The organism is Streptomyces sp. NPDC058683 (genome assembly GCF_042716195.1).
GTDB lineage: Bacteria > Actinomycetota > Actinomycetes > Streptomycetales > Streptomycetaceae > Streptomyces.
The window spans coordinates 191,104-217,576 of the sequence record NZ_JBHXSK010000011.1 but is presented as its reverse complement, the minus strand read 5'-3'; the positions used below and the strand labels follow the sequence as shown (position 1 = coordinate 217,576).

Annotated in this window: 21 protein-coding genes and 1 pseudogene; 12 read left to right on the top strand and 10 right to left on the bottom strand. The window is 72.9% G+C overall.

Features of this window, described 5'->3' with window-relative positions:
* Positions 1–6 precede the first annotated feature (6 nt).
* Positions 7–576, bottom strand: coding sequence for a TetR/AcrR family transcriptional regulator (locus ACFWXC_RS14675; RefSeq protein WP_384478429.1), 570 nt, complete (start codon positions 574–576; stop codon positions 7–9).
* A 166-nt stretch (positions 577–742) separates the two neighbouring features.
* Here ACFWXC_RS14675 and ACFWXC_RS14670 point away from each other — a divergent pair, with 166 nt between their 5' ends.
* From ACFWXC_RS14670 to ACFWXC_RS14660, 3 genes are read left to right on the top strand one after another with little or no spacing between them, the layout of a single operon-like run.
* The gene (locus ACFWXC_RS14670; RefSeq protein WP_352222868.1) at positions 743–1,033 is read left to right on the top strand and encodes an SHOCT domain-containing protein; all 291 of its coding nucleotides are present in this window, start codon (positions 743–745) and stop codon (positions 1,031–1,033) included.
* The gene (locus tag ACFWXC_RS14665; protein ID WP_384478426.1) at positions 1,030–1,779 is read left to right on the top strand and encodes an ABC transporter ATP-binding protein; all 750 of its coding nucleotides are present in this window, start codon (positions 1,030–1,032) and stop codon (positions 1,777–1,779) included. Before ACFWXC_RS14670 ends, ACFWXC_RS14665 begins: the two co-directional genes overlap by 4 nt.
* Positions 1,776–4,337, top strand: a complete 2,562-nt coding sequence (locus ACFWXC_RS14660; RefSeq protein ID WP_384478423.1) for an ABC transporter permease — start codon at positions 1,776–1,778, stop codon at positions 4,335–4,337. The genes ACFWXC_RS14665 and ACFWXC_RS14660 overlap by 4 nt, the downstream gene beginning before the upstream one ends.
* Positions 4,338–4,655: 318 nt before the next feature.
* Here the strand turns inward: ACFWXC_RS14660 and ACFWXC_RS14655 are convergent.
* Both ACFWXC_RS14655 and ACFWXC_RS14650 read right to left on the bottom strand, forming a co-directional pair.
* A pseudogene (locus tag ACFWXC_RS14655) lies at positions 4,656–5,081 on the bottom strand (ATP-binding protein); the annotation flags it as partial.
* A gap of 183 nt (positions 5,082–5,264) precedes the next feature.
* On the bottom strand, positions 5,265–5,588 hold the full coding sequence (locus ACFWXC_RS14650; RefSeq protein WP_352222870.1) for a hypothetical protein: 324 nt from the start codon (positions 5,586–5,588) through the stop codon (positions 5,265–5,267).
* A gap of 358 nt (positions 5,589–5,946) precedes the next feature.
* Between ACFWXC_RS14650 and ACFWXC_RS14645 the strand changes: the two genes are divergently transcribed.
* Positions 5,947–7,071 carry a PLP-dependent cysteine synthase family protein gene (locus ACFWXC_RS14645; RefSeq protein WP_384478421.1) on the top strand — a complete coding sequence of 375 codons (1,125 nt, stop codon included), beginning with the start codon at positions 5,947–5,949 and terminating at the stop codon, positions 7,069–7,071.
* Between the two features lie 76 nt (positions 7,072–7,147).
* Here the strand turns inward: ACFWXC_RS14645 and ACFWXC_RS14640 are convergent, their stop codons facing one another.
* Together ACFWXC_RS14640 and ACFWXC_RS14635 are read right to left on the bottom strand one after the other, a co-directional pair.
* Positions 7,148–7,606 (bottom strand): SRPBCC family protein, encoded by a 459-nt coding sequence (locus ACFWXC_RS14640; RefSeq protein ID WP_384478418.1) that lies wholly within the window; start codon positions 7,604–7,606, stop codon positions 7,148–7,150.
* A gap of 67 nt (positions 7,607–7,673) precedes the next feature.
* The gene (locus ACFWXC_RS14635) at positions 7,674–8,489 is read right to left on the bottom strand and encodes a DeoR/GlpR family DNA-binding transcription regulator (protein ID WP_384478415.1); all 816 of its coding nucleotides are present in this window, start codon (positions 8,487–8,489) and stop codon (positions 7,674–7,676) included.
* 551 nt (positions 8,490–9,040) lie between these two features.
* On the opposite strand from ACFWXC_RS14635, the gene ACFWXC_RS14630 reads away from it, so the two are divergent.
* Positions 9,041–11,287 (top strand): hypothetical protein, encoded by a 2,247-nt coding sequence (locus ACFWXC_RS14630; protein ID WP_384478529.1) that lies wholly within the window; start codon positions 9,041–9,043, stop codon positions 11,285–11,287.
* On the opposite strand, the gene ACFWXC_RS14625 is transcribed toward ACFWXC_RS14630, so the two are convergent.
* The 3 genes from ACFWXC_RS14625 to ACFWXC_RS14615 all read right to left on the bottom strand — a co-directional run bounded on the left by ACFWXC_RS14625 (position 11,288) and on the right by ACFWXC_RS14615 (position 15,791).
* The gene (locus tag ACFWXC_RS14625) at positions 11,288–13,726 is read right to left on the bottom strand and encodes a right-handed parallel beta-helix repeat-containing protein (protein WP_384478412.1); all 2,439 of its coding nucleotides are present in this window, start codon (positions 13,724–13,726) and stop codon (positions 11,288–11,290) included. It abuts the gene before it with no gap.
* A 176-nt stretch (positions 13,727–13,902) separates the two neighbouring features.
* Entirely contained in the window at positions 13,903–14,508 is a 606-nt protein-coding gene (locus ACFWXC_RS14620) for a hypothetical protein (RefSeq protein WP_384478410.1), read from the bottom strand.
* A gap of 827 nt (positions 14,509–15,335) precedes the next feature.
* On the bottom strand, positions 15,336–15,791 hold the full coding sequence (locus ACFWXC_RS14615) for a DUF6643 family protein (RefSeq protein WP_352222878.1): 456 nt from the start codon (positions 15,789–15,791) through the stop codon (positions 15,336–15,338).
* 296 nt (positions 15,792–16,087) lie between these two features.
* Here ACFWXC_RS14615 and ACFWXC_RS14610 point away from each other — a divergent pair, with 296 nt between their 5' ends.
* A complete protein-coding gene (locus ACFWXC_RS14610) occupies positions 16,088–17,407 on the top strand; it encodes a TerD family protein (protein WP_384478526.1) in 1,320 nt (439 codons plus the stop codon).
* Between the two features lie 15 nt (positions 17,408–17,422).
* Here the strand turns inward: ACFWXC_RS14610 and ACFWXC_RS14605 are convergent, their stop codons facing one another.
* Positions 17,423–18,616 (bottom strand): glycosyltransferase, encoded by a 1,194-nt coding sequence (locus ACFWXC_RS14605; protein ID WP_384478406.1) that lies wholly within the window; start codon positions 18,614–18,616, stop codon positions 17,423–17,425.
* Positions 18,617–18,655: 39 nt separating this feature from the next.
* Here ACFWXC_RS14605 and ACFWXC_RS14600 point away from each other — a divergent pair, with 39 nt between their 5' ends.
* Positions 18,656–19,447 carry a glutamate racemase gene (locus ACFWXC_RS14600; protein ID WP_384478403.1) on the top strand — a complete coding sequence of 264 codons (792 nt, stop codon included), beginning with the start codon at positions 18,656–18,658 and terminating at the stop codon, positions 19,445–19,447.
* An 89-nt stretch (positions 19,448–19,536) separates the two neighbouring features.
* On the top strand, positions 19,537–20,097 hold the full coding sequence (locus ACFWXC_RS14595; protein WP_384478400.1) for a hypothetical protein: 561 nt from the start codon (positions 19,537–19,539) through the stop codon (positions 20,095–20,097).
* 75 nt (positions 20,098–20,172) lie between these two features.
* Here ACFWXC_RS14595 and ACFWXC_RS14590 read toward each other — a convergent pair whose 3' ends face one another.
* On the bottom strand, positions 20,173–21,201 hold the full coding sequence (locus tag ACFWXC_RS14590) for an O-antigen ligase family protein (protein WP_384478397.1): 1,029 nt from the start codon (positions 21,199–21,201) through the stop codon (positions 20,173–20,175).
* Between the two features lie 184 nt (positions 21,202–21,385).
* Between ACFWXC_RS14590 and lnt the strand changes: the two genes are divergently transcribed.
* The 4 genes from lnt (at position 21,386) to ACFWXC_RS14570 (ending at position 26,457) form a co-directional block, all read left to right on the top strand.
* The gene (gene lnt, locus ACFWXC_RS14585; protein ID WP_384478394.1) at positions 21,386–22,999 is read left to right on the top strand and encodes an apolipoprotein N-acyltransferase; all 1,614 of its coding nucleotides are present in this window, start codon (positions 21,386–21,388) and stop codon (positions 22,997–22,999) included.
* Between the two features lie 67 nt (positions 23,000–23,066).
* Positions 23,067–23,546, top strand: coding sequence for an NUDIX domain-containing protein (locus ACFWXC_RS14580; protein WP_365803472.1), 480 nt, complete (start codon positions 23,067–23,069; stop codon positions 23,544–23,546).
* 54 nt (positions 23,547–23,600) lie between these two features.
* Entirely contained in the window at positions 23,601–24,413 is an 813-nt protein-coding gene (locus ACFWXC_RS14575; RefSeq protein ID WP_384478391.1) for a 3-hydroxybutyrate dehydrogenase, read from the top strand.
* A 76-nt stretch (positions 24,414–24,489) separates the two neighbouring features.
* Entirely contained in the window at positions 24,490–26,457 is a 1,968-nt protein-coding gene (locus tag ACFWXC_RS14570; protein ID WP_384478388.1) for a helix-turn-helix domain-containing protein, read from the top strand.
* The last annotated feature ends 16 nt before the right edge of the window (positions 26,458–26,473 follow it).

Here is a 26,473-nt window from a genome sequence, read left to right as displayed (position 1 = left end):
CGTACGTCAGTTCCTCAGCAGCGACAGCAGTCCGCGCACGGCGGTGTCGAACGCGGCGGGCGAGCCGGAGGCACGGGCGAGGACGTAACCCCCCTGCACGGTCGCGAGGACCGTCGCGGCGATCTCCTCGCCGTCCACCCGCGGCCCGAACTGCCCCTGTTCCCTGCCCTCTTCGACGATCCCGGCGATCAGCTCCCGGATCCGGTCGAGCGTCTCGTCGACGGGCGCCCGCAGTTCGTCGCTCGCGATGATGTCCGGGTCCATGGTCAGCCGCCCGATCGGGCAGCCGCGCAGCACATCGCGCTCGCGCCGCAGATACGCCTCGATCCGCTCGTACGGCGTGCCCGGCCCGGTGAGCACGTCCTCGGCGGTGGCCAGCAGTTCCTCGGCGGTCCGCCGGATCGCGGCCAGGGCCAGGTCCGGCTTGCCCTTGAAGTGGTGGTACATGCTGCCCTGGCCGGCCCCGGCGCGCTCCAGGATGGCCTTGGGGCTCGTGCCGACGTAACCGCGCTCCCAGAGCAGCTCACGGGTGGACTCGATCAGACGCTCCGACGTGCTCACGCAGTCACTGTACATACTAGTAGTTACAGAACGCCAGTCCTGGCGGGAGCAGCCGGGCCCCCGCCGTGTACTCCCCGGGAGGTACGGCGACTGCCGCCGGCCGCACGACGACCCGGCCCCCTCCCCGGAGCCAGTCTCGATGCAACACACCGAGACTTTCCGGCAAGGGAGTTGAACCGAGATGGAGACCCTCGCGAACTGGGACGGCGGGCCCGGCCCGTGGATCCTGTTCTTCCCGCTGATCTGGGCGGCCGTCGTGATCGGCGTCGTCACCGTCCTGCGCCGCACCGCGTGGCGCGGGCGCGGCGGCCCCTGGCGCCCGATGGACGCCGGACGCCCGGCCGGCGACTCGCCGCTCGCCGTCCTCGGCCGCCGCTTCGCCTCCGGAGAGATCGACGAGGACGAGTACTGGCGGCGGCTGTCCGTCCTGGAGGAGCAGTTCGGCCGCATCGGCAAGGGCGGCGCGGCATGACCACGGCCACCGAGGTACGGGCCGCGGCCCGGGTCGTGGGCGCCGTGAAGACGTACGGCGCCGGCGACACCGCCGTACGCGCCCTGGACGGCGTGGACGTGGCGTTCCCGGAAGGACGCTTCACCGCCATCATGGGCCCGTCGGGCTCCGGCAAGTCGACCCTGATGCACTGCGCGGCCGGCCTCGACACCCTCACCTCGGGCACCGCCTGGATCGGCGACACCGAGCTGGGCTCGCTCGACGACCGGCGGCTGACCCTGCTGCGCCGCGACCGGATCGGCTTCGTCTTCCAGGCGTTCAACCTGGTGCCGACGCTGACCGTCGCGGAGAACATCACCCTGCCGCTGGACCTGGCCGGCGGGCGCGGCGACCCCGAGTGGATCGACGCGCTCGTCGAGGTCGTCGGGCTGCGCGACCGGCTGCACCACCGCCCCTCCGAACTCTCCGGCGGCCAGCAGCAACGCGTCGCCGTGGCACGGGCGTTCGCCGGCCGTCCGGAGGTCGTCTTCGCCGACGAGCCCACCGGCAACCTGGACTCCCGCTCCGGCGCCGAGGTCCTCGGCCTGCTCGGCGACGCGGTACGGCGGACGGGCCGCACGGTCGTCATGGTCACCCACGACCCGGTGGCCGCCGCCCACGCCGACGAGGTCGTCTTCCTCGCCGACGGGCGCCTGGTCGACCGTATGGAGTCCCCGACCGCCGACGGCGTCCTGGACCGGATGAAGGCCCTCGAGGTGCGGTCATGAACGCGTCCGTACGACTGAGCCTGTCCTCGCTGCGCGCCCACCGCCGCCGGTTCGCCGGCACCTTCCTCGCCGTCTTCCTCGGCGTCGCCTTCCTGGCCGGCACCCTGGTCATGGGCGACACCCTGCGCGCGAGCTTCGACTCGATGTTCGGCGAGGCCACCAGCGGCACGGACGCCGTGGTGCGCGGCGCCGACGCCATCACCACACCGGGCGAGGCCCAGGGCGTACGCCAGCCCGTGCCCGCCTCCCTGGTGCGGACCGTCGAGCAGGTGCCCGGCGTAGCGGCCGCCGCCCCGGACATCCAGGGCGCCGGCCAACTGATCGGCGCCGACGGCAAACCCATCGGCGGCAAGGGCCCGCCCACCCTGGCCGGCAACTGGATCACCGACCCGAACCTCAACTCCTACCGGATCGCCGAGGGCCGCGCTCCCGCCAGGTCCGGGGAGGTCGTGGTCAACCGAGGTGCGGCGAAGAAGGGCGGCCTGAAGATCGGCGACACGACCGTCCTGCGTACCCCCGATCCCGTCAAGGTGACGATCGTCGGCCTCGCGACCTTCGGCGGCGAGGACGGCATGGCCCAGGTGACCTTCACCGGCATGACACGGGCCGACGCCGAGAAGTACCTCACCGCGAAACCGGGGGAGGCCGCGAGCATCCTGGTGCGGGCCGGTCCGGGAGTCGGCCAGAAGGAGTTGGTCGACCGGCTGACTCCGGTCCTGCCCAAGGGAGTCGAGGCGATCACCGGCCAGGATTCGGCCCAGGAGAACACCGACATGATCTCCAGCCAGTTCCTGACCGTCTTCACGACCCTCCTGCTCGTCTTCTCCGGGATCGCCCTGCTGGTCGCGACCTTCTCCATCCACAACACCTTCGCCATCGTCGTCGCCCAACGCACGAGGGAGAACGCCCTGTTGCGCGCCCTCGGCGCCTCCCGCCGCCAGGTGACCGCGGCGACCCTGACAGAGGCGAGCGCCGTGGCCGTCCTGGCGTCCGCCGCCGGGGTCGCGGGCGGCATCGGGATCGCCGCCGGGTTGCAGGCGCTCTTCCCGGCGATCGGATTCCCCTTCCCCGACGGCGACCTGGTGGTCAAGGCGCTCTCGATGGCCCTCCCGCTCGCGGTCGGTGTCGTCGTCTGCCTGGGCTCCGCGCTGCTGCCCGCCGTCCGTGTCGGACGCACCGCCCCGCTGGCCGCCCTGCGCGAGACCGCCGTCGACTCCTCGGGCGCGTCCGGCCTCCGTGCGGTCGTCGGAGCCGGCCTGGGCGCCCTGGCCGTCGCCCTCACCCTCACCGGCGTCCTGGTCTCCCCGTCCCTCTGGCTCGCGGGACTCGGCGCGCTGCTGGCCCTGGTCTCCTTCGTGATCCTGGGCCCGGTCGCCGCCACCACGGCCGTACGGCTGCTCGGCGGCCCCCTCGGCCGGCTGCGCGGAGTGACCGGCGCCCTGGCCCGCCGCAACGCGCTGCGCAGCCCCAGGCGGACCGCCGCCACCGCGAGCGCGCTGATGATCGGCGTGGCCGTCGTCTCGCTGTTCACCGTGTTCGGCGCGTCCCTGAAGGCGACCATGGACCAGACCGTCTCCCGGTCCTTCGCCGGCGACCTCGCCGTCAGCAACCCGTCCTTCGGCGCGGGCGGCAGCGGACTCAGCCCCCGTCTGGCCCCGGTGCTCCAGCGGCTCCCGGAGGTGGACACCGCCGTCGGACTCGGCCGCGGGGTCGCCGAAGTGGACGGCAGGGGACGGGCACTGACGGTCACCGACCCCGTCGCCCTCGCCCGCACCTTCGACCTCGGCACCGTCCAGGGCTCACTCTCCCGGCTCGGCACCGACGGCATCGCCGTCACCCGGACGGAGGCCGACCGGCAGCACCTGCACACCGGGGACACCGCCCGGCTCACCTTCACCGACGGCAAGGAGCGGGACTTCACCGTCCGCGCGGTCTACGGGCAGTCCGAACTCGCCGGTGACTACGTCATCACCCGTGCCGCCTGGGCCCCGCACCGCATCCAGGACTCCGACACCCTGGTGGCCGTCACCCTCAGGCCCGGGGTGAGCGCGGCCACGGGCCGGGCGGCGGTGACGAAGGCGGCCGCACGGTACGGCAACCCGCAGGTGCAGACCCGGGACGAGTACGCGCAGTCCTCGGCCGGTGGGATCGACATGATGCTCACCCTGGTCTACGCGCTGCTCGCGCTTGCCGTCCTCATCGCCCTGCTCGGCATCGCCAACACCCTCACCCTCGCGATCCACGAACGCACCCGGGAACTGGGCCTGTTGCGGGCCGTCGGCCAGACCCGCCGCCAACTGCGGGCCATGGTCCGCTGGGAGTCGGTCCTGGTCGCCGCCTTCGGCACGGCCGGCGGACTCGGCCTCGGCGCCTTCCTCGGCTGGGTCCTGGTGAGGGCCTCGGACGGCACGAGCGACACGGCGTTCGCCTTCGCCGTCCCGCCCGTCCGCCTGGCCGTCGTGGCGCTGGTGGGCGTGGCCGCGGGCGCCCTGGCGGCCCTGCGCCCGGCCCGGCGGGCGGCCCGCCTGGACGTGCTGCGGGCCATCGCCGTGGAGTAGCGCCGGGGAGGGAAACTCACCGCCCGCTCAACTGGCGACAGCCGAGCGGGCGGGAGCACGTGCGGTGTCAGGGGCACCGGCGGTCGCGGGTACGGCAGCGGGGGGACTGGCGGTCGCGGGTACGGCAGCGGAGACGCCGGCGGTCGCGGGTACGACGGCGGCGGCACCGGCGGTCATGAGCGCGGCAGCGGAGGCACCGACGCCGACCTGTGCGGTGGCGGAGGCGCCGGCGGTCGCATGCCCGGCAGCGGGCGCACCGGTGGCCGCCGGTCCCGCCGTGACGACATGCCGGGTCGCCGGCTCGGTCGTACGGCGCTGCGGGTGGGCCGCCTCCGGCATGGCGGTCGGCGCGGGCAGGGTGAACCACACGACCTTGCCGTCGTCGTGCGGCCGTACCCCCCAGCTCTCGCTGACCGCGGCCACCATCGCCAGGCCCCGGCCGCAGGTGGCCATCGGCGCGACGTCCGTCCCGTCCTCGACCACCGGCAGACGGGGATCGTGGTCACGGACCGACACCGTGAGCCGGTCGAGCTGGAGCTCGATCTCCACGGTGCAGTTCTTGTCGGGCTGGGCGTGCCGGTGGACGTTGGTCAGCAACTCCGTCACACCGAGCGCGGCCCGGTCTATCAACGGGTCCAGATGCCAGTAGCGCAACTGTGCAGATACGATTCTGCGGATCTGGCCGATCCGCGCGGGCAGGGCTTGGAGCTCCACCGAGCAATGTCTGCTTGGGTGTTCGATCACGACTGCGACTCCCCGACGTGAGGTCCGGAAGAACACGGAGAACGGATCCAGCAGGGCGCCGCCGTCCATGGGGCCGCCTGCTGTCGTGGCCGGCGGGCTGGTTCGCAGCGTTATCGCCGGTAAACCCAGAGTGACGTGAGACAAGCGTGACCCACTGCGTACGGTCCCGCAACTCGCCGTGGTTCAGTGGTCACGCCCGGCGGCCCGCCGTACCGCCTCGATGAAGCGGCGCGCCGCGGGCGGCCCGGGCTCGCCCGGCGCCGGATCGTGGTCGCCCAGGGTGAGTGAGTAGCGCTGGCCGTTGAGGTCGGCCAGGGCCCGGTCCTCCGACGCGAACCATGGCTTCGAGGCCCGTACCGCCTGCACGGGCGCGCTGTCGATCTCGCTGCCGTAGCTGGTCAGCAGCTGCAGCCTGCCGTCGCTTATCCGGACCTGCCCGGCCCGGGTGAGCGAACGCAGCCGCTTGTCGATCCGCACGCCCTTCGCCGTGAACTCCGGCTCCGCCATTCTGCCCCGCCCCTTTTCGAGTACCTCGGTCACCGGCCCGCGAGCTTGTGGCCCCGGTCGGCGCGCTCCGGCTCGTGTTGTGATCCAGTGTGCGCCCCCGTTCGGGACGTTCGTCCCGTCCGGTGGCAGTCTGCCCGCCCTTGACGAGGAGCACCAGTGCGCACGGGCCGCCGGGCGGGGGGCGCCCGGAGCACTCGCGGCAATGCGCCCCCCGAAGGATTCGAGCCACCGTTCCACAGTAGGTCTTTGAGGCGCTCAAAGATGCGTTTATGCAGGTGGGAAGCCATGTGAAAGGTGTTTATGATCGGTGTGCCGGCCGCGCTCGGACGCCGTCGGTGCCCAGCGTAAGGAGCCCGCCGTGAGCACCACCCCGCAGATCCGCACCGGCGCCACCCTCGACGTCGACCACAGCGACACCGAGTACCGCGGCTGGCTCAAAGAGGCTGTCCGCAAGGTCCAGGCGGACGCGAACCGCTCGGCGGACACCCACCTGCTGCGCTTCCCGCTGCCCGAGGCGTGGGGCATCGACCTCTACCTCAAGGACGAGTCGACCCATCCCACAGGAAGCCTCAAGCACCGGCTGGCCCGCTCGCTCTTCCTCTACGGTCTGTGCAATGGCTGGATCCGGCCGGGCCGCCCCGTGATCGAGGCGTCCAGCGGCTCGACGGCGGTCTCCGAGGCGTACTTCGCCAAGCTGATCGGCGTGCGCTTCATCGCCGTCATGCCGCGTACCACCAGCTCCGAGAAGTGCCGGCTCATCGAATTCCACGGCGGGCGGTGCCACTTCGTGGACGACTCCCGCAAGATGTACGAGGAGTCCGCGCGCCTCGCGGTGGAGACCGGCGGCCACTACATGGACCAGTTCACCTACGCCGAACGGGCCACGGACTGGCGCGGCAACAACAACATCGCCGAATCCATCTTCCGCCAGCTGGAGTTGGAGCGGTTCCCGGAGCCGGCGTGGATCGTCGCCACGGCGGGGACCGGCGGTACGTCCGCGACCCTCGCGCGCTATGTCCACTACACCCAGCGCGACACCCGGATCTGTGTCGCCGACCCCGAGAACTCCTGCTTCTTCGAGGGCTGGACCACCGGCGATCCGGACGTCACCTGCGACTGCGGGTCCCGGATCGAGGGCATCGGCCGGCCGCGGATGGAGCCCAGTTTCGTGCCGGGGGCCATCGACCGGATGATGAAGGTGCCGGACGCGGCGAGCGTGGCGGCGGTGCGGGCGCTGGAGCGGGCGATCGGACGGAAGGCGGGCGGCTCCACCGGGACCGGGCTGTGGAGTGCGCTGAAGATCGTGTCCGAGATGGTGGCGGCGGGGCGCACGGGGAGCGTGGTGACGCTGCTGTGCGATCCGGGGGACCGGTATCTCGACAAGTACTACTCGGACTCCTGGCTGGAGGAGCAGGGGCTGGACATCGCTCCCTATGCGGCTGCCATCGAGTCCCTGCTGGCCACGGGGGTCTGGCCGGACTAGGTTCGAGGGTGCGGGCCGCCTGTGGCCGACCGGGCAGGCCCCCGCGCATCTGAAGCGGCGCTGCGGCCGGCGGCGTTCACAGTCCGGCGTCCAAGGCCCGTATCCCCTCGCGGATCGCCCGGCCCATGCCCGGTGCCGCCAGGCGGCACACCGCACGGAACAGCGCCGTACCGTCCAGGGCGAACGTCATCCGTACCCGGGTTCCGGTGCCGTGGGGGGTGAGGTGCCACTCCTCCAGCCAGGCCCCCGCGCCCGGTACGTTCGCCGTGTCCACGCGGTAGGCGTACACCTCGGGCGACGTCGACGCGATCACCGTCTCCTCGAAGCGGACGCCGCCCTGGAGCCGTACCTCACGGCCGTGCTCCGTCGGGCGAGCCGACTTCACCCCTGTCATCCACTGCGACCAGCCCGGCACGTCCTCCGCCAGGGCTCGGAAGACCGTCTCCGGCGCCGCCGTCATCTCCCGCCCGAACACGAGCCGTACAGGTGCGGTCTCGACGAAGTCGAGTCCCACCGGGCGCAGTTGGTGAGCCACCGGGCCGACCTCCTCGTGAGACGCTGTCCCGAAAAGGTAGCTGACGACCCGTCAGGTGTCTGCACCGTCAGTCGGTTTCGCCCGCCACCACCAGGCGGCGCAGGTGTTCGGAGATCTCCGCACGCGCCGCGGCCGGCAGTCCGGCGTCCGTGACCAGGGTGTCGACCTGCTCCAGCTTGGCGAACGAACTCAGGCCCACGGTGCCCCACTTGGTGTGGTCGGCGACCACCACGACCCGCCGGGCCGACTGCACCAGGCGGCGGTTGGTCTCCGCCTCCGCGAGGTTCGGCGTGGACAGGCCGGCCTCCACCGATATGCCGTGCACACCGAGGAACAGCAGGTCGAAGTGGAGCGCCCCGATCGCCTGGTCCGCCACCGGCCCGACCAGCGAGTCGGACGGGGTGCGCACCCCGCCGGTCAGGACGACGGTCGCCGCGCCCTGCCGCTGCCCGGAGACCCGCTGTGCCGCGTGGAAGACGTCCGCGACCCGCACCGAGTTCGTCACCACGGTCAGGTCGGCGACCTCCAGGAGCTGATGGGCCAGCGCGTACGTCGTCGTGCCGCCGGACAGGGCGATCGCCGTGCCCGGTACGACCAGCTCGGCGGCGGCCCGGGCGATGTCCTCCTTGGCGGTCAGCTCCAGTCCCGACTTGGCCTCGAACCCCGGCTCGTGCGTGCTCGCCTCGACCACCGGCACCGCGCCGCCGTGCACCTTCTCCAGCACGCCCTGCCGGGCCAGCGCGTCCAGGTCCCGGCGTACGGTCATGTCCGACACACCGAGCTTGCGGGTCAGTTCGTTGACCCGAACGCCACCCCGGCGCCGGACCTCGTCCAGGATCAGGGCGCGGCGCTGCTCCGCGAGGAGGTTCTGGTTCTCGCTCACGTACGCTCCGGTCCTCTCGCCTCAAGCCGTCCGACACGCCCTGCGTACCGGCTCCGACCAGGACATTCCGCCCGGCTCCGGTGCGTGAGCGCCCCATCCTTTCACGGGACCACACCGGTTGCGCCACTCCCTGTGTCGGTGCGCACATGTCATTCGGTCACCACGTGTTCCACCGGGTGTCACACACAACGGGGAGATTCCGTGGCGAGTGGTGTGCGTCACACCGGAATCGGAGATCCTGAAACCCGCACGGACACAGACCATCGGCGCGTCACGGGGGAAGTGCGAGAAGAGTGGAACGCGCGCAGGAACGCACCGCCGACGACCTCGCCGAGCGGCCGACGGCGACGGAGACCGCACCCGCCCAGTCGCCCGGTGCCCCACGGACCGACCCGGCCGAGCGGCTCGTGGCCGAGACGACCGAACCGGCCGAGCGGATCGTGGTGCAGACGACCGGTCCGGCCGGGCGGCCGGCGGCCGGGCAGGGCGGTTCCGCCCAGCGGCTCACCGGCGGGGAGACCGACTCCGTCGAGCGGTCCGCCGTACCGGAGATCGACCTGGAACTGCTGGTGCACGGTGTCGGCGGCAGCACACCCGAGAAGATGCTCGGTGATCCACGCACCGTGCGGATCACCGGCGACGACACGGCCGCCGTCTTCCGGCGCGCCGAGGACGTCGACGCGGAGTCCCGGCCCGGCGACTACCGCGACCGTCCGGTGCCCGAGGCCTACGTCTGGTGCAACCTCACCTCCGGCAACGCCTCCCGCGCCCTGTGGCTGCTGCTCCTGCCGTTCATGGTCGTCAACCTCGCCCACTGGATGCGCCCCGCCGCCCAGAACCGTCCGCGCACCGTCCGCTTCTACGGCCTGCTGGTCCGGCTCGCCGGGCTCACCCTGACGGTGCTGCTGGTCGCCGCCGCCTGCGAGGTCGCCCTCGACCTGGCCGCCTGGCAGTGCGCGGGCGTCACCGCCTGCGCCCGCCGGCACTCCTGGCTCGGTTTCCTCTCGCCCACCGGTCCCGACGGCGGCTGGTGGAGCGCCCCCGGCCGCCGGCTCGCCCTGGCCGCCCTGGTGCCCACCGCGCTGACCGGCCTGCTCTGGTACCTCTCGCACCGCACCTGGAGCGCCTACGAGTCCACCCGGCCCCTGGCCCACGACGCCGAGCCCGGGCACACCTCCCTCGGCAGCCCCGGCTTCTGGTACGGGCGCCGGCTGGTGGCCCGGCTGCGCGCCGCCCACACCGCGGCGGGGCTGCTCACGGTCGCCGCCGCGGTCCTCGCACCGGCGGCCGCCTTCGACCGCCGGGCCGGCGGACCCGCCGTACTCGACGCCATCGGGTGGCTTCTGCTCGCCGCGCTGGCGGCCCTGGCGGTCGCCGCGGTGTGGGTGGTCTGCCGCCGGGGCCGCAGCGAGAACCTCCTCGACCAGGAACTCGACCGGCATCTGGTACGACGCCTGCCGCTCGGCGCACTCGCCCTGCTGGTCCTCGTCGCGCTGTACGCCGGCTGGTCCCGGCCGGGGTGGCGCTCCGTGGGGCGGCTCGCCGGGGACCCGGCCTTCGGCGGCCTGGTCCTGGCCCAGGGCGTGCTGGTGATCGTCCTCGGGGTCGTCGCCCACGACCTGCACCGCCGGCTCCCCGATCCACGCGCCGCGATGCGCGGTCTCGGCGGGCCGGCCGTCGCGCTGCTCGCCTGCGCGCTGGGCGGGGTGATCTCGGGCGGGGTCGCCCAGCGGGTCTCCGACTGGCTGGACGGCACCGGAACCTCCCTCGCCGGGCCGCCGGTTCTGCTGACCTGGCAGGCCTCGGTGATCCCGCCCGTCCTCGTGGTGCTGCTCGCCGCCGTCGCCTGGCTCTCCTGGCGTACCTCGCGGCTCGGCCACGCCGAACGCACCGCCGTCGGCCTCGACCACGCCGGCGAGCCGGAGGACACGGCACGCACCCGCCGTATCGCCGGGGTCCGTGCCATGGCCGCCCTCACCGACCGGACGCCGCTCGTCGTCACCGTGCTCTGCGCGGCCACGCTGGTGCTGGGCGCCGGGGCGCTGGTGGGCGCGCTCGCCACCGGGAAGACGCCGGACGCGGCCGCCGACCGGACCTACGCCCTGGTGCACGGCGCGGCGCAGGCCTCCCAGGCGCTCGGCTCGTGGCTGGTCGGGCTCGGCTTCATACTCTTCGTCACCTGGGGCCGGCGCGCCTACAAGGACGCCTCGGCCCGGCGCACCATCGGCATCCTCTGGGACGTCGGCACCTTCTGGCCGCGCGCCGCCCACCCCTTCGCCCCGCCCTGTTACGCCGAGCGCGCGGTCCCCGATCTGACCTGGCGCATGGACACCTGGACCCGCAGCACCGGCGGCCGGCTGGTCATCTCCGGCCACTCCCAGGGCAGCGTCCTCGCGGCCGCGGCGGCTTGGCAGCTGACCCCGTCGGTCCGCAAGCGCGTCGCGCTGCTGACCTACGGCTCCCCGCTGGAGCGTCTCTACGGCCGCTGGTTCCCCGCCCACTTCGGCCCGGCCGAACTCGGCTCCCTGCACCGCGAGGTCGCCTGCTGGCGCAACCTCTACCGCCTCACCGACCCCATCGGCGGCCCTGTACGGATTCCCGGCGACGGCGGCCCGGCGGTCGACCACACCCCCCTGAAGGACCCCCTCGCCTACGGACGCACCCCGGGACACCCGCTCCCGGCCCCGATCCTGGGCCACTCCGACTATCAGGCGGACCCGGTCTTCGCCGAGGAACGGGAACGACTCCTGGGGCGGCTGCGCCCGGAGCTGCCCGGGCAGCGCCCGCAAGCGGGCTGATCAGCCGAGTTCGGGGAGGTCCTCCGCGTACAGCAGGGTGAGGTCGTCAGTGCTCGGGTCGGCGAGCTGGGCGACCCGGCTCGCGTGCCGCTCGACCATCGCCTCGAAGGTCTGCCGTGCGGTACGGCCGTTGCCGAACGCGGGGCCCTTGGGGAGCACCGTGAAGTACCTCCGCAGCGCCTCGAAGGCGCCCGGCACCAGCCGGTACTCATGCTCGTCGGCCTGCTGCTCCACGATCCGCAGCAGTTCGTCCGGGCCGTAGTCGCTGAAGGTGATGGTCCGGGAGAACCGGGACGCCACCCCGGGGTTGATGGAGAGGAAGCGCTCCATCTCCTCGGTGTAGCCCGCGACGATCACCACCACGGCGTCCCGGTGGTCCTCCATCAGCTTCACCAGCGTGTCGATGGCCTCCTTGCCGAAGTCCCGCCCGGCGTCCTCCGGTGACAGCGCGTACGCCTCGTCGATGAACAGCACACCGCCGTGCGCCCGCTGGAAGGCCTCCTGGGTACGGATCGCCGTGGAGCCGATGTGCTCGCCGACCAGGTCGACCCGGGACACCTCGACCAGATGGCCCTTCTCCAGCACCCCGAGGGAGGCGAGGATCTCGCCGTAGAGCCGGGCGACCGTCGTCTTGCCGGTGCCGGGGGAGCCGGTGAACACCAGGTGCCGCTTGACCGAGGCGGCCTTCAGACCGGCCTGCTGGCGGCGCCGGCCGACCTCGATCATGTCGGTCAGCGCACGGACCTCGCGCTTGACGCTCTCCAGGCCGACCAGCGCGTCGAGTTCACCGAGCACGGCCTGGGAGGTGCGGGCCGGCTCCTGGGGCTCGGCGGGGGTGAGGAGCGGTTCCTGCTCGGTGCTGCGCTGGCCGGGGATCGCGCCCAGCAGGCCGGGGGTCTGGTGTGCGGTCTGCACGGCCGGCTCGTGCGCGGCGGGCGGCCGCAGGCTGCCGCTCTCGTCGCTGGTGCAGTCCTCCACCACCGGGCCGGTGCCCGAGCCGGCGTCCGCGCCGCCGTCCGCGAACTCGTAACCTCCGCGCGCGCACCGTTCCGTACGGCACTTGCGCAGCGTCGTACGGCAGCCGTCGATCACATGGAACCCGTAGCCGGCGCTGCCGGTGACCCGGCAGTTCTGGAAGGTGCCGCGGCCGCCCGCCGAGACGTAGAAGCCCGCCTCGGCCGGGGAGTCCACCGTGCAGCGCTCGATGGTGGGGTCGGCTCCCTTGGTGACGATCACTCCGGTCTGGGTGCCGTCCACCGTGCAGTTGTTGAGGGTGCCGCCGCTGCCGTGGTCGCGGAACCAGGCGCCGGTGGTCGCGTCCCGGATCCGGCAGTCGTCCAGCTGCGCGGTGGCCCCGTCGCTCACCGACACCGCCGTGTTGCGCACCTGGGAGAGGTCGCTGTCGACGACGTCCGCGCGGGAGCCGCGGTCCAGCACGAACAGCGCGTCCGGCACGTCGTGCACCCGGCATGAGTCCAGGACGGCGGTGGCGCCGTCGCTCACCCACACCGCCGGGTAGTCGCCCGTGCTGTCGAAGATCTCGCACTGGTTGGCGTCCACGCGGGTGCCCGGGTCCCACACCGAGAGCCCGTTGCGCCCGAACTGGCGCACGGTCGTGCGCGTCAGCGTCAGCACCGAGCGCGAACGCAGGTCGACCGCGTTCTCCGGGATGTCGTGGATACGGCAGTCGGCGAGGGTGAGCACCGCGTCGGTGTCGAGCGTGACGCCGTCGGCGGTGGTGCGGTGCACGTCGCAGTCGGTGAGGTGCGCCGTGGCCCGCGCGGTGACCTGCACGCCGGAGCCGCGCACCTCGTAGATCTCGCAACCCACGGCCTCCAGCGCGGAGTTCTCGCCGGTCGCCGTCACCCCCGTGCCCGAGGCGTGGTGGATGCGGCAGCGCTCCAGCCGCGGGTGGCCGCCGCCGCGCACCGCCACGCCCGCCTGACCGGCCGCCACGACCTCACACTCCTCGAACACCCCACCGCCGCCGTCGAGTACGGCGATGCCGATGCCGGCCGGGTTGTCCACGGTGCAGCGCCGCACGGTCGGCCGCGCCCCGCCGCGCACCTCGATGCCGACGGCGGAGCGGGTGACGATCCGCACGTCCAGCAGTTCGGGCGTGCCCTCCTCGACGAGCAGTGCGGGCGCGGCCGCGTCCTGGCCCTCTACGTGCAGGTCCTGTACGACCGCCGAGGCCCGCACGGTCAGCGGTACCCCGTCCGCGGGCGCGATGCGCACTGAGCCGGGCGAGCCCTCCGGGCCGCGCAGCGTCACCGCGCGCTGGACGACGAGGTTCTCCCGGTAGGTGCCGGGCGCGACCGTCAGGACGTCGCCGTCGGCGGCGGCCTCCAGGGCGGCGGCGAGCGACGCGTACTCACCCGTGCGGCGCCGCCACCTCGATGTGCCGGTGTGCGTCACCTGGACCGTGCCCTGTGCCATGGCGTTGCTGAGCCCCCACCTCGTCGTACAGATCGCTTGCTCGCCTTCGGGCCGGCCACCTCGGTGGATGTCCGGCCCCTGCGGTCCGCTCGCGCGCGGGTCGATATTGAATGCGCTTCGGCCGGTCCACCGTAGCGTGCGCCGAGGTGGTGCATTGACCAGAGAGACAAAGGCCCTCAGCTGCCGGTGCCGGCCTTGCCCCAGTCCGGGCCCGCCCGGTCCCAGGCCTGGTCCCAACGTGCGTATCTGCGACGGACCATACGCCAGACGATCATCCGTCTGGCGCTCTCGACCAGACCCGCGGTGAGCAGGGTCGCGCCGAACCCGGCCAGCACGGCGTGGGTCGTCGCGGTGGCGGAGTCCAGGGGGCGGGCCGTCAACAGGCCGTGCCCGTCCGTCCAGATGCCGAAGTGGTCACCCTTGTGCGGTGACTTGAGGGCCGTCAGGGCCGCGCCGTGCTGCCGGGTGCCGTCCGGTGCGGTCCAGTCGGCGAGGACGCGGCTGCGGGTGTCGTGGGCGCTGGTGGCGTCCGGGTCGGGCTCGACCAGGGAGCCGCTCAGCTTCCGTACGACGGTGGCGGTGACCAGGTGCCGGTCGTGGTGCTGCTGCCGGACGGACCGCTGGAGGGCGTCCTGGGCGGCGGCGCCGACGAGCGAGCCGAGCACGGGCGCGGCCACCACGATCAACAGCATTGCCACCAGCGCCACCCAGGCCTCGGCCAGGTCGGTCGCGCGGCGCAGCGGATTGCGCCGCCAGCGCCACAGGCCGCGGATCGCTCGCACCGTCCACCACCCCCTTCCGCTCCGTGATAACCCCCGCCCGAGCCGTTCACCCGCGAGCCCGGCCGAAGAGAGAGCGAAATCACCCCGGCCGGGGCTCTCAGGAACTTCTCACGACCCCAACGACCGGGCCGCGGCCTCGGGTTCCCGCGCGGGTGGAGATCATTCGAGCCGGAGTCGAAGCCGGCTCGGGGGAGGGGGACGGGGAGCGGACCCTCGTCGGTGTGATCGTCCCGTGCCGTGAGGGACTCGCGGGCGTCAAGTGGAGCCTGCGCGGTGTTCAGCAGGGGGCAGCCGTCAGTGAGGCGCACGGTCTCGCCCGGCAGTGCGTGGGCCGGGTCGATCGGGTGGCGGGGCCGAAGAGGAGGTCGGGCTCGCCCTCGGCGCTCCGGACGACGTGGTCGTCCCAGACCTGTGCGGACGCGGCGGGTGTCGGTTCCCAGGCGGTCGTCGCACCACGTGTGCGTGGCCCAGGCCGGGAGAACAGCCTCCTCCTGTGTGCCATGGACGACTGCCGGCACTGCGGCCGCCGGCTCCGGGACCGGCATCTCCGGCGGGGCCTGCCCGGTCGGGGGCAGGCAGATGCCGCCACCGGACAGCAGCTCGGCGGCGGCCGGTGCGGGACGCGGCTGTGCGCGCCGGGTGACGACCTTTCCCCGTCGTTGATCAGGACCCGGCGGCGGTCCCTGGCCGCCCCTCAGGGCCCCACGACGGTCTGCCGGGGCGAGAGGCCCCGGAGCGTCCTGACCGGGTGAACGTGCATCGACCTCACTTCGGCGATCCCCATGACGCCATCGTGCCGGGCGGCACTGACATCAGGGGGATGCCGATCAGTAACCGCGGTACTGCTGCTGTTGCTGGTTGTTGTACGGGTCCTGGTACGGAGCCGTCGGCGCGGGGCGCGGAGCCGCCGGGCGCATCGCCTCGTACCCGGTGCCGCCCATCATCGGGCGCGGCGGCTGCGGCTGCTGCTGGCCGGGGTAGCCGCGCGGTGCCGTCGCCTGCTGGGGGATGTACGCCGTGGGAGCCTGCTGCAGCGGAGCGGGCTGCTGCATCTGCGGGTAGCCGTAGCCGGGGGCCGGCTGGGAGGGGCCCGCCGGGAGGGCGGGCAGCGCCGACGGGAGCGCGGGCAGGTTCATGCTGCTGGGCGCGTCGTAGGCGGGGGGGACCCGGATCGGGGCGATCTGCGGGGTGCCCCGCTCGGCCACGAGGGAGTCGTAGATCGGAGTGTCCGGGAAGGAGGCGGAGTAGTAGCCGCCGCCATAGGTGGAGCGGGGGGAGGTCATGGCACATAAGTTAAGCCCACGATGTGCTGGTTGGGGAGACCGATAAGAGGGTTGTTTTCCGTGTCGGCAGTGACGCCGGATCCCCAATCCGAGCGAACTCGGCAAAAAAGGACGGCAATCAACGTTCTGATCGTGTAAAGGCCGAGTTCCGTGCTGGTTACCGGCGGTTGGACAGGGATCTTCCTGTGCAGCTGATGGGACTTCCCTGTCCCCGGGAATAGGTTGTGCGGGTAGGGATGATCTGGGACCGCCGGGCGCGCCCGGCATGCCGACATGTGATGGGGGCGGACATGACAATGCCGAAAGGATCCAATACGCCGGTGCCGACCACGGCGCTGCGTGTCGAATTGGGCTGGCGCTCCGGTCCCGGTGCCCCCGACGCGGACGCCTCGGCGCTGCTGCTGGTCGCCGGAAAAGTGCGCTCCGACGGCGACTTCGTCTTCTACAACCAGCCCGCGCACGCCTCCGGCGCGGTCCGCCACGAGGGCAAACGGCGCTCCGGCGACCAGGTCACGGACACCCTTTTCGTCGACCTCGCGCGCATGGAGACCCCGATCGAGAAGATCGTCCTGGCGGCCTCCGCCGACGGCGGCACGTTCGGCCAGGTCCCCGGTCTCTACATCGAGGTCCGTGACGCGGCGGACGGGAATGAGCTCGCCCGGTTCGACAGTACCGGCGCCACGGTGGAAACCGCTTTCGTCCTCGGGGAGTTGTACCGGAGGCAGGGCGGCTGGAAATTCCGTGCCGTGGGACAGGGCTACAGCAGCGGGCTCGAAGGACTCGCCACCGACTTCGGGATCACGGTGGACGAGCCGCAGCATCCGGCACCGCCGTCCGCGCCCCGCTCGGCCCCGCCGGCCACGCCCACGGTGACCGCGCCCCTCGCCGCCCCGCAGGCACCGGCCCCGACACCCCCGCCGCCCGGCGGTCTCCCCTTCCCGCAGCCGCCGACGCCGACCACCGGTGGCCTGCCCGTCCCGCCGCCCGCGCCGGTGCGCCTGTCCAAGGTGACGCTCACCAAGGCGGCTCCCTCCGTCTCCCTGGCCAAACAGGGCGGCACCTCGGGCTCGCTGCGCGTCAACCTCAACTGGCAGGTCCGCAAGCAGTCCCCAGGCTGGGGCGGCCGGCACGGCGGGTCCGACCTCGATCTCGACCTGTGCGCCCTGTACGAACTCGCCGACGGCCGCAAGGGCGTCGTCCAGGCGCTGGGTAACGCTTTCGGCTCGCTCGGCAGGCCGCCGTACATCCATCTCGACGGCGACGACCGCACCGGTGGGGTGGCCAGCGGCGAGAACCTCACCGTCAACCTCGACCACAAACAGGACTTCCGGCGCATCCTGGTCTTCGTCACGATCTACCAGGGCGCCAGGTCCTTCGCCGACCTGCACGCCACCGTCACCCTCCAGCCCCAGCACGGCGCCCCGATCGACTTCTCCCTGGACGAGTGCACGGTCCCCTCGACCGTGTGCGCGCTCGCCCTGCTCACCAACACCGGCGATGACCTGGTCGTGCAGCGCGAGGCGCGCTATCTGGTGCCGGATCGCGGGGTCAGCCCGCAGCGGACCGTCGACCGCGTCTACGGCTGGGGCATGAACTGGACGCCCGGCCGCAAGTGACGGCGCGGGCGGAGGTCAGCCCTCGTCGGCCACGGTGTCGGGACGCGCGTACGTACGGCCCTTCCAGGCCGCCCCACGCCCGCGGTAGTGCTGCACCGCCGAGTCGACCGTCATCAGGAGATAGAGGAACGCGGTGAACGGCAGCAGGGGGGCGAGCCACAGCGGCTGCCGGTAGTAGCGGAGCATCGGCAGGTACGTCGCGGTCATCACCAGCCAGGCCGCCGCCCCGACGAGCGCCGCCGCCGGGCTGCCGGTGACCGCGCCCGCCAGCACCGCCGCCGGGGGCACCAGGTAGACCAGCGCGAGACCGACGACCGTACCGAGGAGCAGCAGCGGGTTGTGCCGCAGCTGCGCGTACGCACTGCGGGAGACCATGCGCCACAGGTCGTGCAGCCGGGGATAGGGCCGCACGCTGTCCACCCGGTCCGCCAGCCCCAGCCAGATGTGCCCGCCGGAACCCTTCACCGCACGGGCGAGCGCCACGTCGTCGATCACGGCGTGCCGGATCGCGTCCGGGATGCGCGCCTTCTCCGCAGTGTCGGCGCGCACCAGCACACAGCCGCCGGCCGCGGCCGCCGTACGCGACCCCTTCCGGCCGATCCGGCGGAACGGGTACAGCTGGGCGAAGAAGTAGACGAACGCGGGGACCACGAGCCGTTCCCACAGGCTCGCCACCCGCAGCCGCGCCATCTGCGAGACGACGTCGAAGCCCCCGGTGCGCGCGGACGCCACCAGCAGCCGCAGGCTGTCCGGCTCGTGTGCGATGTCCGCGTCCGTCAGCAGCAGGTACTCGGGGTCACGCGCGCGTGCCAGAGAGATGCCGTGCCGTACCGCCCACAGCTTGCCCGTCCAGCCGGCCGGCGGCTCGCCGGGCGAGGTCACGGTCAGCGGCAGCCCTCCGTGGCGTGCGGCCAGCTCCCGGGCCAGCTCCCCGGTGCCGTCCGTACTGCCGTCGTCGACGAGGAACACCTCCGCGAGCCCCGGATAGTCCTGCGCCAGCAGCGACGGCAGACTCAGCGGCAGTACGGGCGCCTCGTCCCGGGCCGGCACGACCACGCACACATCCGGCCACTCCCCGGGATCGTGCCGGGGCGGCAGCCGGACGTCGGTGCGCCAGAAGAAACCCTGGCAGAGCAGCAGCCACAGCCAGGCGGCGAGGGATACGGCGGCGGTCCACATGATGGCGCTCACCCGCGCAGTCTGCCCCATGGGACCTGCCCCCAACGGCCCATCGTCTATCGTGGCCGGGTGAAGATCGCGCTCATCGACTCCGGAATCGGCCTGCTGGCGGCCACCGCAGCGGTACGGCGGCTGCGCCCCGACGCGGATCTCGTCCTCTCCTTCGACCCCGAGGGCATGCCCTGGGGGCCACGCACCCCCGAGGGCATCACCGAGCGCGCCCTGGCGGTCGCCGAGGCCGCGGCCGCCCGCCACCCCGACGCGCTGATCGTCGGCTGCAACACGGCGACCGTGCACTCCCTGCCCGCACTGCGCGCCCGCCTGGAACCCGGCATCCCCGTCATCGGCACCGTCCCGGCGATCAAGCCGGCCGTGGCAGCCGGCGGCCCGGTCGCGATCTGGGCGACCCCCGCGACCACCGGCAGCGCCTACCAGCGGGGCCTGATCGAGTCGTTCGCCGACGGCGTGCCGGTCACCGAGGTGCCCTGCTGGGGCCTCGCCGAGGCCGTGGAGCACGCCGACCAGGCGGCCGTCGACGCCGCCGTGCGTGCGGCAGCCGAGCTCACGCCCGACGATGTAAGGACCGTCGTCCTTGGCTGCACCCATTACGAACTTCTGGCGGAACGTATCCGTGCCGCCGTGCAGCCCCCCGGCGCCGCGCCCGTCGTCCTGCACGGCTCCGCCGTAGCGGTGGCGGCCCAGGCGCTCCGCCGGATCGGTGCGCTGCCCGCCCCCGACGCACCCGCCACCGGCACGGTGACGGTGCTGCTCAACGGCCGCGAGGGCGAGCTCCCCGAGGCCGCGCTCGGCTACGCCGAAGCCGGCCTGCTGCGGACGGCCAGCCCCGCCGCGTCCCAGTGAGCCCTCCGGGGCCGCGGATACCGCCGATATGAGCAGTCACCCTCCGCAACGCGCTACCGGCGCAGCGAAACCTGAGTAATCTCGTAGATATGAGGGACCACCCCCACGACCGCTCCCCGGACACGAAGGACACCCCGCAGCCGGATGTCTGGACGGGGCGCGCCACGAACCGGGTCCAGTGGCTGCTGGCGCTCGTCGGCGCCGCCTGTATGGCGCTCGGCGTCGAACTGGCCGTGGACTCCGCCTGGACCTCGGGGGTCGCCCCGCTGGTGATGGCGGTCGTGGGCTGCATCGCCGCCGGCCTGCTGGTCCTCTTCGGCACCCTCGCCTTCGTGCACGTCGACCTGAAGCTGGACAAGGAGTGCCTCGAAGTCCGGTGCGGCCATATAGGGGTACCGCGCCGTCGTATCCCGCTCTCCCATGTGGTCGGCGCCGACTTCACCCCACAGATCACCCCGCGTAACTGGGGCGGCTGGGGCTACCGCTGGCGGCCCGAGAAGGGCACGGCCGTCGTCGTCCGCCGAGGCGAGGGCATCGTCCTGAGCCTGTGGGATGGCCACACCTTCACGATCACCGTGGACAACGCCGAGTCGGCCGTCCGGGTGATCAGGGAACGCTTGAGGACCATCACACCCGGCGCCGCGCACTGAGGTGGCCGACGGGGCTGTGTGGCTCGGACACATGGGTGCGGGACATATGGGCGTCGGCTTCGGCTCCGGTCGGTCTCAACTCCGTGGCACACCCGCGACCCATGGCCGGGCCGTCGCCAGTCCCGCCAGCAGGCCCGCGCCTGCCGACACCGTCGTGAAACTCAGCGCGTCGCCGACCGCGGCGACCGCGGCCAGTGCCGTGAGCGCCGCGCCCGCGGTGAGCACGACCGGCGTCGAGCGGGCCGAGCGCCACAGGGCGTAGAGGATCCAGCAGAACGCGGCGGCCAGCAGGAGGACACCGACCAGACCCATTTCGGCGGCCTGCTGGAGCGGCGCGGAATGCGGCTTGCCGTCGGGCAGCAGGGCCTCGGACGCGGTACCGCTCAGCTCGCCGAACCGCCCGGGGCCGACGCCCAGGGCGCTGTTCCGGCGGGCGAGACTCAGGGCGTCCCGCCACAGCTGGACGCGGCGCTCGGTGAGGGGGCCCGACAGGGCGGTGGTGAGCCCGGCGGGCAGGACGTTCGCGGCGACCGCCCAGACCATGCCCGTCACCACCGCGGCCGTCAGGGCCAGCCCCGCGATGCCCGGGCCCCGACGGTGCAGCCGACCGGCGGCCAGGGAGCACAGCAGCACGGCGGCACTGCCCGCGCACCCCATCGCCGAGCCCATGGCCGCCCCGGTCACCGCGATCCCGGCGGCCAGCGCCCGCAGCCCGAACCGCAGCGACGGAACCGGTGTCGCCCAGGCGGCACAGCACACGCCCCCCGTCGCGAGGACCAGCAGCGCCGCGACGGCACCGGCATGGCCGAGCGGTGTCGTGAACTGGGAGCCCGCGGCCACCCCGGGCATCGTCACCGCCAGGGCCAGCCCGGCCAGTGCGCCGACGCAGGGCGCGGCCACCGGCCACAGCGACCCCGCCATCCGGCCCGCGGCATAGCTCGCGGCCACGGCGAGCACCGCCAGCAGCACGCCCTCGGGCCGTCCGTCCCGCCCGGCCGCCGAGAGCAGGGACCATAGGGCGCACGCCCCGAGCACCACGACGCCCACCGCGTCAGAAACGTTTCGTCTGTCGTTGTCCGCGTCCGTCCCGGCAGCGGACGTCATCCCGGTCGACCCCACCGTCGCCCCCCGTACCCGGTCCCCCGACCTGTGGCAGGCCCCGCCGCCCGCCTCGGCTCACCGTAACCGGTGATGCCCGTTTTGTGGACGACTTGCGCGGGAACGGTGTGATTCCTGCATGCCGAGACCGTGCTGTCGGCCGCACAGCGGGCCGCCGTACACTCCCGGAGTGACCGCCACCGCAACTTCCGTCGACCAGTCGGACCAGCTCACACCGCGCCTCGCGCCCCGCGAACGCGGTCTGCGGCTGCTGCGCCGTCTGGTCCCGGCCGCCGCCTCCGCGCTCAGCGGAGTGCTGCTGTACGTCAGCTTCCCGCCGCGCACCCTGTGGTGGCTGGCCCTGCCCGCCTTCGCCGGATTCGCGTGGGTGCTGCGCGGCCGTACCTGGAAGGCGGCCCTTGGCCTCGGCTATCTCTTCGGCCTCGGCTTCCTGCTGCCCCTGCTGGTGTGGACCGGCGTCGAGGTCGGCCCCGGGCCGTGGCTCGCGCTGGTGGCCATCGAGGCGATCTTCGTCGCCCTGGTCGGTGTGGGCGTCGCCGCCGTTTCCGGACTGCCGGCCTGGCCGGTGTGGGCGGCTGCCGTGTGGATCGCCGGTGAGGCGGTACGCGCGCGCGTGCCCTTCAGCGGCTTCCCCTGGGGCAAGATCGCCTTCGGTCAGGCGGAGGGCGTCTTCCTGCCGCTCGCCGCGGTGGGCGGCACCCCCGTGCTCGGCTTCGCGGTCGTCCTGTGCGGATTCGGTCTGTACGAGGTGGTGCGCCTGGGCGTCGAGGGACGCCGCACGCGGGAGATCCGGCGCGGGGCGGCGGCCGCGGCCCTGCTGAGCGTGGCCGTCCCCGTGGTGGGCGCGGTCGCCGCCCGGACGCTGGTGAGCGACAAGGCGGAGAACGGTTCGGTCACCGTCGCGGTCATCCAGGGCAATGTGCCGCGGGCCGGCCTTGAGTTCGCGGCCCAGCGGCAGGCCGTGCTCGACTACCACGTGAAGGAGACGCTCAAGCTGGCCGCCGACGTCAAGGCGGGCAAGGTCGCCAAGCCGGACTTCGTGCTGTGGCCCGAGAACTCCTCCGACGTCGACCCGTTCACCGACGCCGACGCGGCCGCCGTGATCGACGAGGCCGCCACGGCGATGGGCGTGCCCATCTCGGTCGGCGGGGTCGTCGAACGGGGCGGCAAGCTCCTCAACGAGCAGATCCTGTGGGACCCGGTCAAGGGCCCGACGGCGACGTACGACAAGCGGCAGATCCAGCCCTTCGGCGAGTACCTCCCGCTCCGCGGTCTGGTCGGCGCCATCAACAAGAACTGGACCAGCATGGTCCGGCAGGACTTCAGCCGGGGCTCCAAGCCCGGTGTGTTCGACATCGACGGCACCAAGGTCGGTCTCGCCACCTGCTACGAGGCCGCCTTCGACTGGGACGTGCGGGACACCGTGACGCACGGCGCCGAGATGATCTCCGTGCCGAGCAACAACGCCACGTTCGACCGCAGCGAGATGACCTACCAGCAGCTCGCCATGTCCCGGATCCGGGCCGTCGAGCACAGCCGGACCGTCACCGTGCCGGTGACCAGCGGCGTCAGCGCGATCATCATGCCGGACGGGAAGATCACCCAGAGGACCGGCATGTTCGTGCCCGCCTATCTGGTCCAGAAGGTCCCGCTGCGCACCTCCGAGACCCCCGCGACCGAGCTGGGCATCCTGCCCGAGATCGCGTTGGTGCTGGTCGCGGCCGGTGGCATCGGCTGGGCGATCGGGTCGGGGCTGCGCTCCCGGCGCGCCGGTGACGCGTAGCCGTACACCCGCTGTACGCCCCGTGGCTTCGGCCGGTTCGGGGGAACCGGGCGGTTAGGGTCGGCGCATGGCCACTCCTGACTTCATCCACGCGATCCGGGCCTCCGCCGGCCACCAGCTGCTGTGGCTGCCCGGGATCACCGCCATCGTCTTCGACGACGAGGGCAGAGTGCTCCTGGGCCGTCGGACCGACACCCGCAAGTGGTCGGTCATCGGTGGCATTCCGGATCCCGGGGAACAGCCCGCGGCCTGCGCCGTGCGGGAGGTCTTCGAGGAGACGGCGGTGCGCTGCGTCGCCGAGCGGGTGGTCCTGGTCCAGGCGCTGAACCCGGTCACCTACCCGAACGGTGACGTCTGCCAGTACATGGACATCACCTTCCGCTGCCGGGCCGTCGGCGGCGAGGCGCGTGTCAACGACGACGAGTCGCTGGAGGTGGCCTGGTTCGACGTGGACGCCCTGCCGGAGCTGAACGAGTTCGGGGTGTTCCGGATCAAGCAGGCTATGTCGGATGCACCCACATGGTTCGACGCTACGGCTTTCAGCTGAAGTATGTGCGCTGACCCTATGTGGTCCCGGGGGAGGGCCGCCTAGGGTCGGATCATGAGCTCGCCCGGCGTCCTCCCCGGCCTCCATCCGCCCGCCCTCGACCTGCGCGGCCGTACCGCCCTGGTCACCGGTGCCGCCGGCGGCATCGGCCGCGCCTGCGCGCTGCGCCTCGCGGCCGCCGGAGCCCGGGTGAGAGCCGTGGACCGGGACGCGGCCGGGCTGGCCGAACTGACGGAGGCGGCCGCACGGGGCGTCGGCCCGGCGGGCGGTGGCGTCGAGGCGTACGTCCTCGACCTCACCGACCTGGACGCGGCGGAGGCGGCCGCCGCCGGCACCGACGTCCTCGTCAACAACGCCGGCATCCAGCTGGTGCGCCCCATCGAGGAGTTCCCGCCGGACGTCTTCCACACCGTGCTGACGGTGATGCTGGAGGCCCCGTTCCGGCTCATCCGGGGCGCGCTGCCACATATGTACGGGCAGGGCTGGGGGCGGATCGTCAATGTGTCCTCCGTCCATGGACTGCGCGCCTCCGCCTTCAAGTCCGCCTATGTGGCCGCCAAACACGGTCTGGAGGGACTCTCCAAGACGGCCGCCCTTGAGGGCGCACCCCATGGCGTGACCTCGAACTGTGTGAACCCCGGCTATGTGCGCACCCCACTGGTCGAGAAGCAGCTCGCCGACCAGGCCCGGGCGCACGGCATCCCCGAGGAACGGGTGCTGTCCGAGGTGCTCCTGACGGACACCGCCGTGAAACGGCTCGTCGAACCGGAGGAGGTCGCCGAGGCGGTGGCCTATCTCTGCGGCCCTCAGGCGTCCTTCGTCACGGGCACCTCACTCGTGCTCGACGGCGGCTGGACAGCCCACTGAGGGGCCGGGCGGCCATCGGTCCGCGAGTTTTCCACAGGCCCGACGGACCGCGGCGACGATGCGGAATCCTGTGACCATGTCGCGCAATCAAGTGCAGTCCGCCAGGTGGCCGGCCCCGGCAGAAGCGGTCGGCGCTCTCGCCGAGGGTGCCGAGGTGGTCTCCGGCGCCGATCCGGCGTTCCTCGAACTGCTGGCCAGGGGCGCCTCGGTGGAGGCCTACGAGCAGCCGCTGCTGGTCGCCCGTGCCGAAGGCCGGGCGCCCGAGCTGATCGCCGAACTGGAGCGGGCCAGACTCCTCGCGCTGCGGGTCCGCACCGAACTGGAGGGCAGACGGCGACGCGAGGCGGAGCTGTCCGCGCTCTTCGAGACCGCGCACGACCTGGCGGGACTGCGGGATGTGGATGCCGTACTCCAGGCGATCGTCCAGCGCGCCCGCTCCCTGCTCGGCACGGACGTCGCCTACCTGAGCCTCAACGACCCGGCCCGCGGCGACACCTACATGCGGGTCACCGAGGGCTCCGTCGCGGCCCGCTTCCAGCAGCTGCGGCTCGGCATGGGGGAGGGGCTCGGCGGGCTCGTCGCACAGACCGCGCGGCCCTACGTCACCGACGACTACTTCAGGGACGACCGCTTCCAGCACACCCTCACCATCGACGCCGGGGTGCGCGACGAGGGCCTGGTCGCCATCCTCGGGGTGCCGCTCATGCTGGGGCCGCACGTCATCGGCGTGCTGTTCGCGGCGGACCGGCGGGCGCGCGTCTTCGAGCGGGAGCAGATCGCACTGCTCGGTTCCTTCGCCGCGCTGGCCGCCGCCGCCATCGACGGGGCGAACCTGCTCACGGAGACCCGTGCCGCCATGGCCGGCCTGGAGCGGGCCAACGAGATCATCAAGGACCGCAGCGCTGCCATCGAACGGGCCTCGGACATCCACGACCGGCTCGCCGAACTCGTGCTGCGCGGCGGCGGAGTCCATGACGTGGCCGCCGCCGTCTCCCAAGTCCTCCGCGGCGCCGTGGAGTTCACCGACACCGCTGACGTCGGCTCGCTGGCGACCTCGCGCACGGAAGGGCACGCGATCCGGCACGGCGACGACTGGATCGCCGCGGTCGCCGCCGGCGGCGAACTGCTCGGCGCGCTGGTACTGCGCGGCCACCCCGGCCTCGACCCCGTCGACCAGCGCACCCTGGAGCGCGCCGCGATGGTCACGTCGCTGCTCCTGCTGGCCCGCCGCTCCGCCACCGAGGCCGAACAGCGGGTGCGCGGCGAGCTGTTGGACGACCTTCTCGACACGCGCGACCGCGATCCGCGCCAACTGCGCGACCGCGCCGCCCGGTTGCACGCCGACCTCGACGCCACCCATGTCGTGCTCGCCGCCCGGCCGGACGGCCCGGCGGCCAGTGCCGAGGAGGAAGCGGCTGCCCGCCGCCGGCTCTGGTCGGCCGCCTCCCACCTCGCCACCACCCGGCACGGCCTGGCCGCGGCCCGTGACGGCGGCACCGTCCTGCTGCTGCCCCTGGACCCCGGCGACACCGCCGCCGACGTGGCCCGGCGCACCGCCCGCCAACTCGGCACCGCCGTCCACCAGCCGGTCACCGTCGGCGCCTCCGCGCCCGTGGCAGACCTCGCCGTCCGGCCCGACACCGTGGCCGCCGGTTATGCCGAGGCCCGCCGCTGCCTCGACGCGCTCCGCCTCCTCGGCCGGGGCGGGGACGGCGCCGCCGCCGAGGACTTCGGCTTCCTCGGCCTGCTCCTCGCCGGCGAACGGGACGTCACCGCATTCGTCGAACGCACCATCGGCCCGGTCGTCGCGTACGACGCCCGACGCGGCACGGAACTGCTGCACACCCTCGACGCCTACTTCGCCTCCGGGATGAGCCCGGCCCGCACGAAGGATGACCTTCATGTCCATGTGAACACGGTGGCCCAGCGGCTGGAGCGCGTGGCCCGCCTCCTCGGCGACGACTGGCAGGGCCCCGCACGCGTCCTGGAGATCCAACTGGCGCTGCGCCTGCACCGGTTGGGGGCGCCACCGGAGCGCCGCTGATCCCCGGGGACCAGCG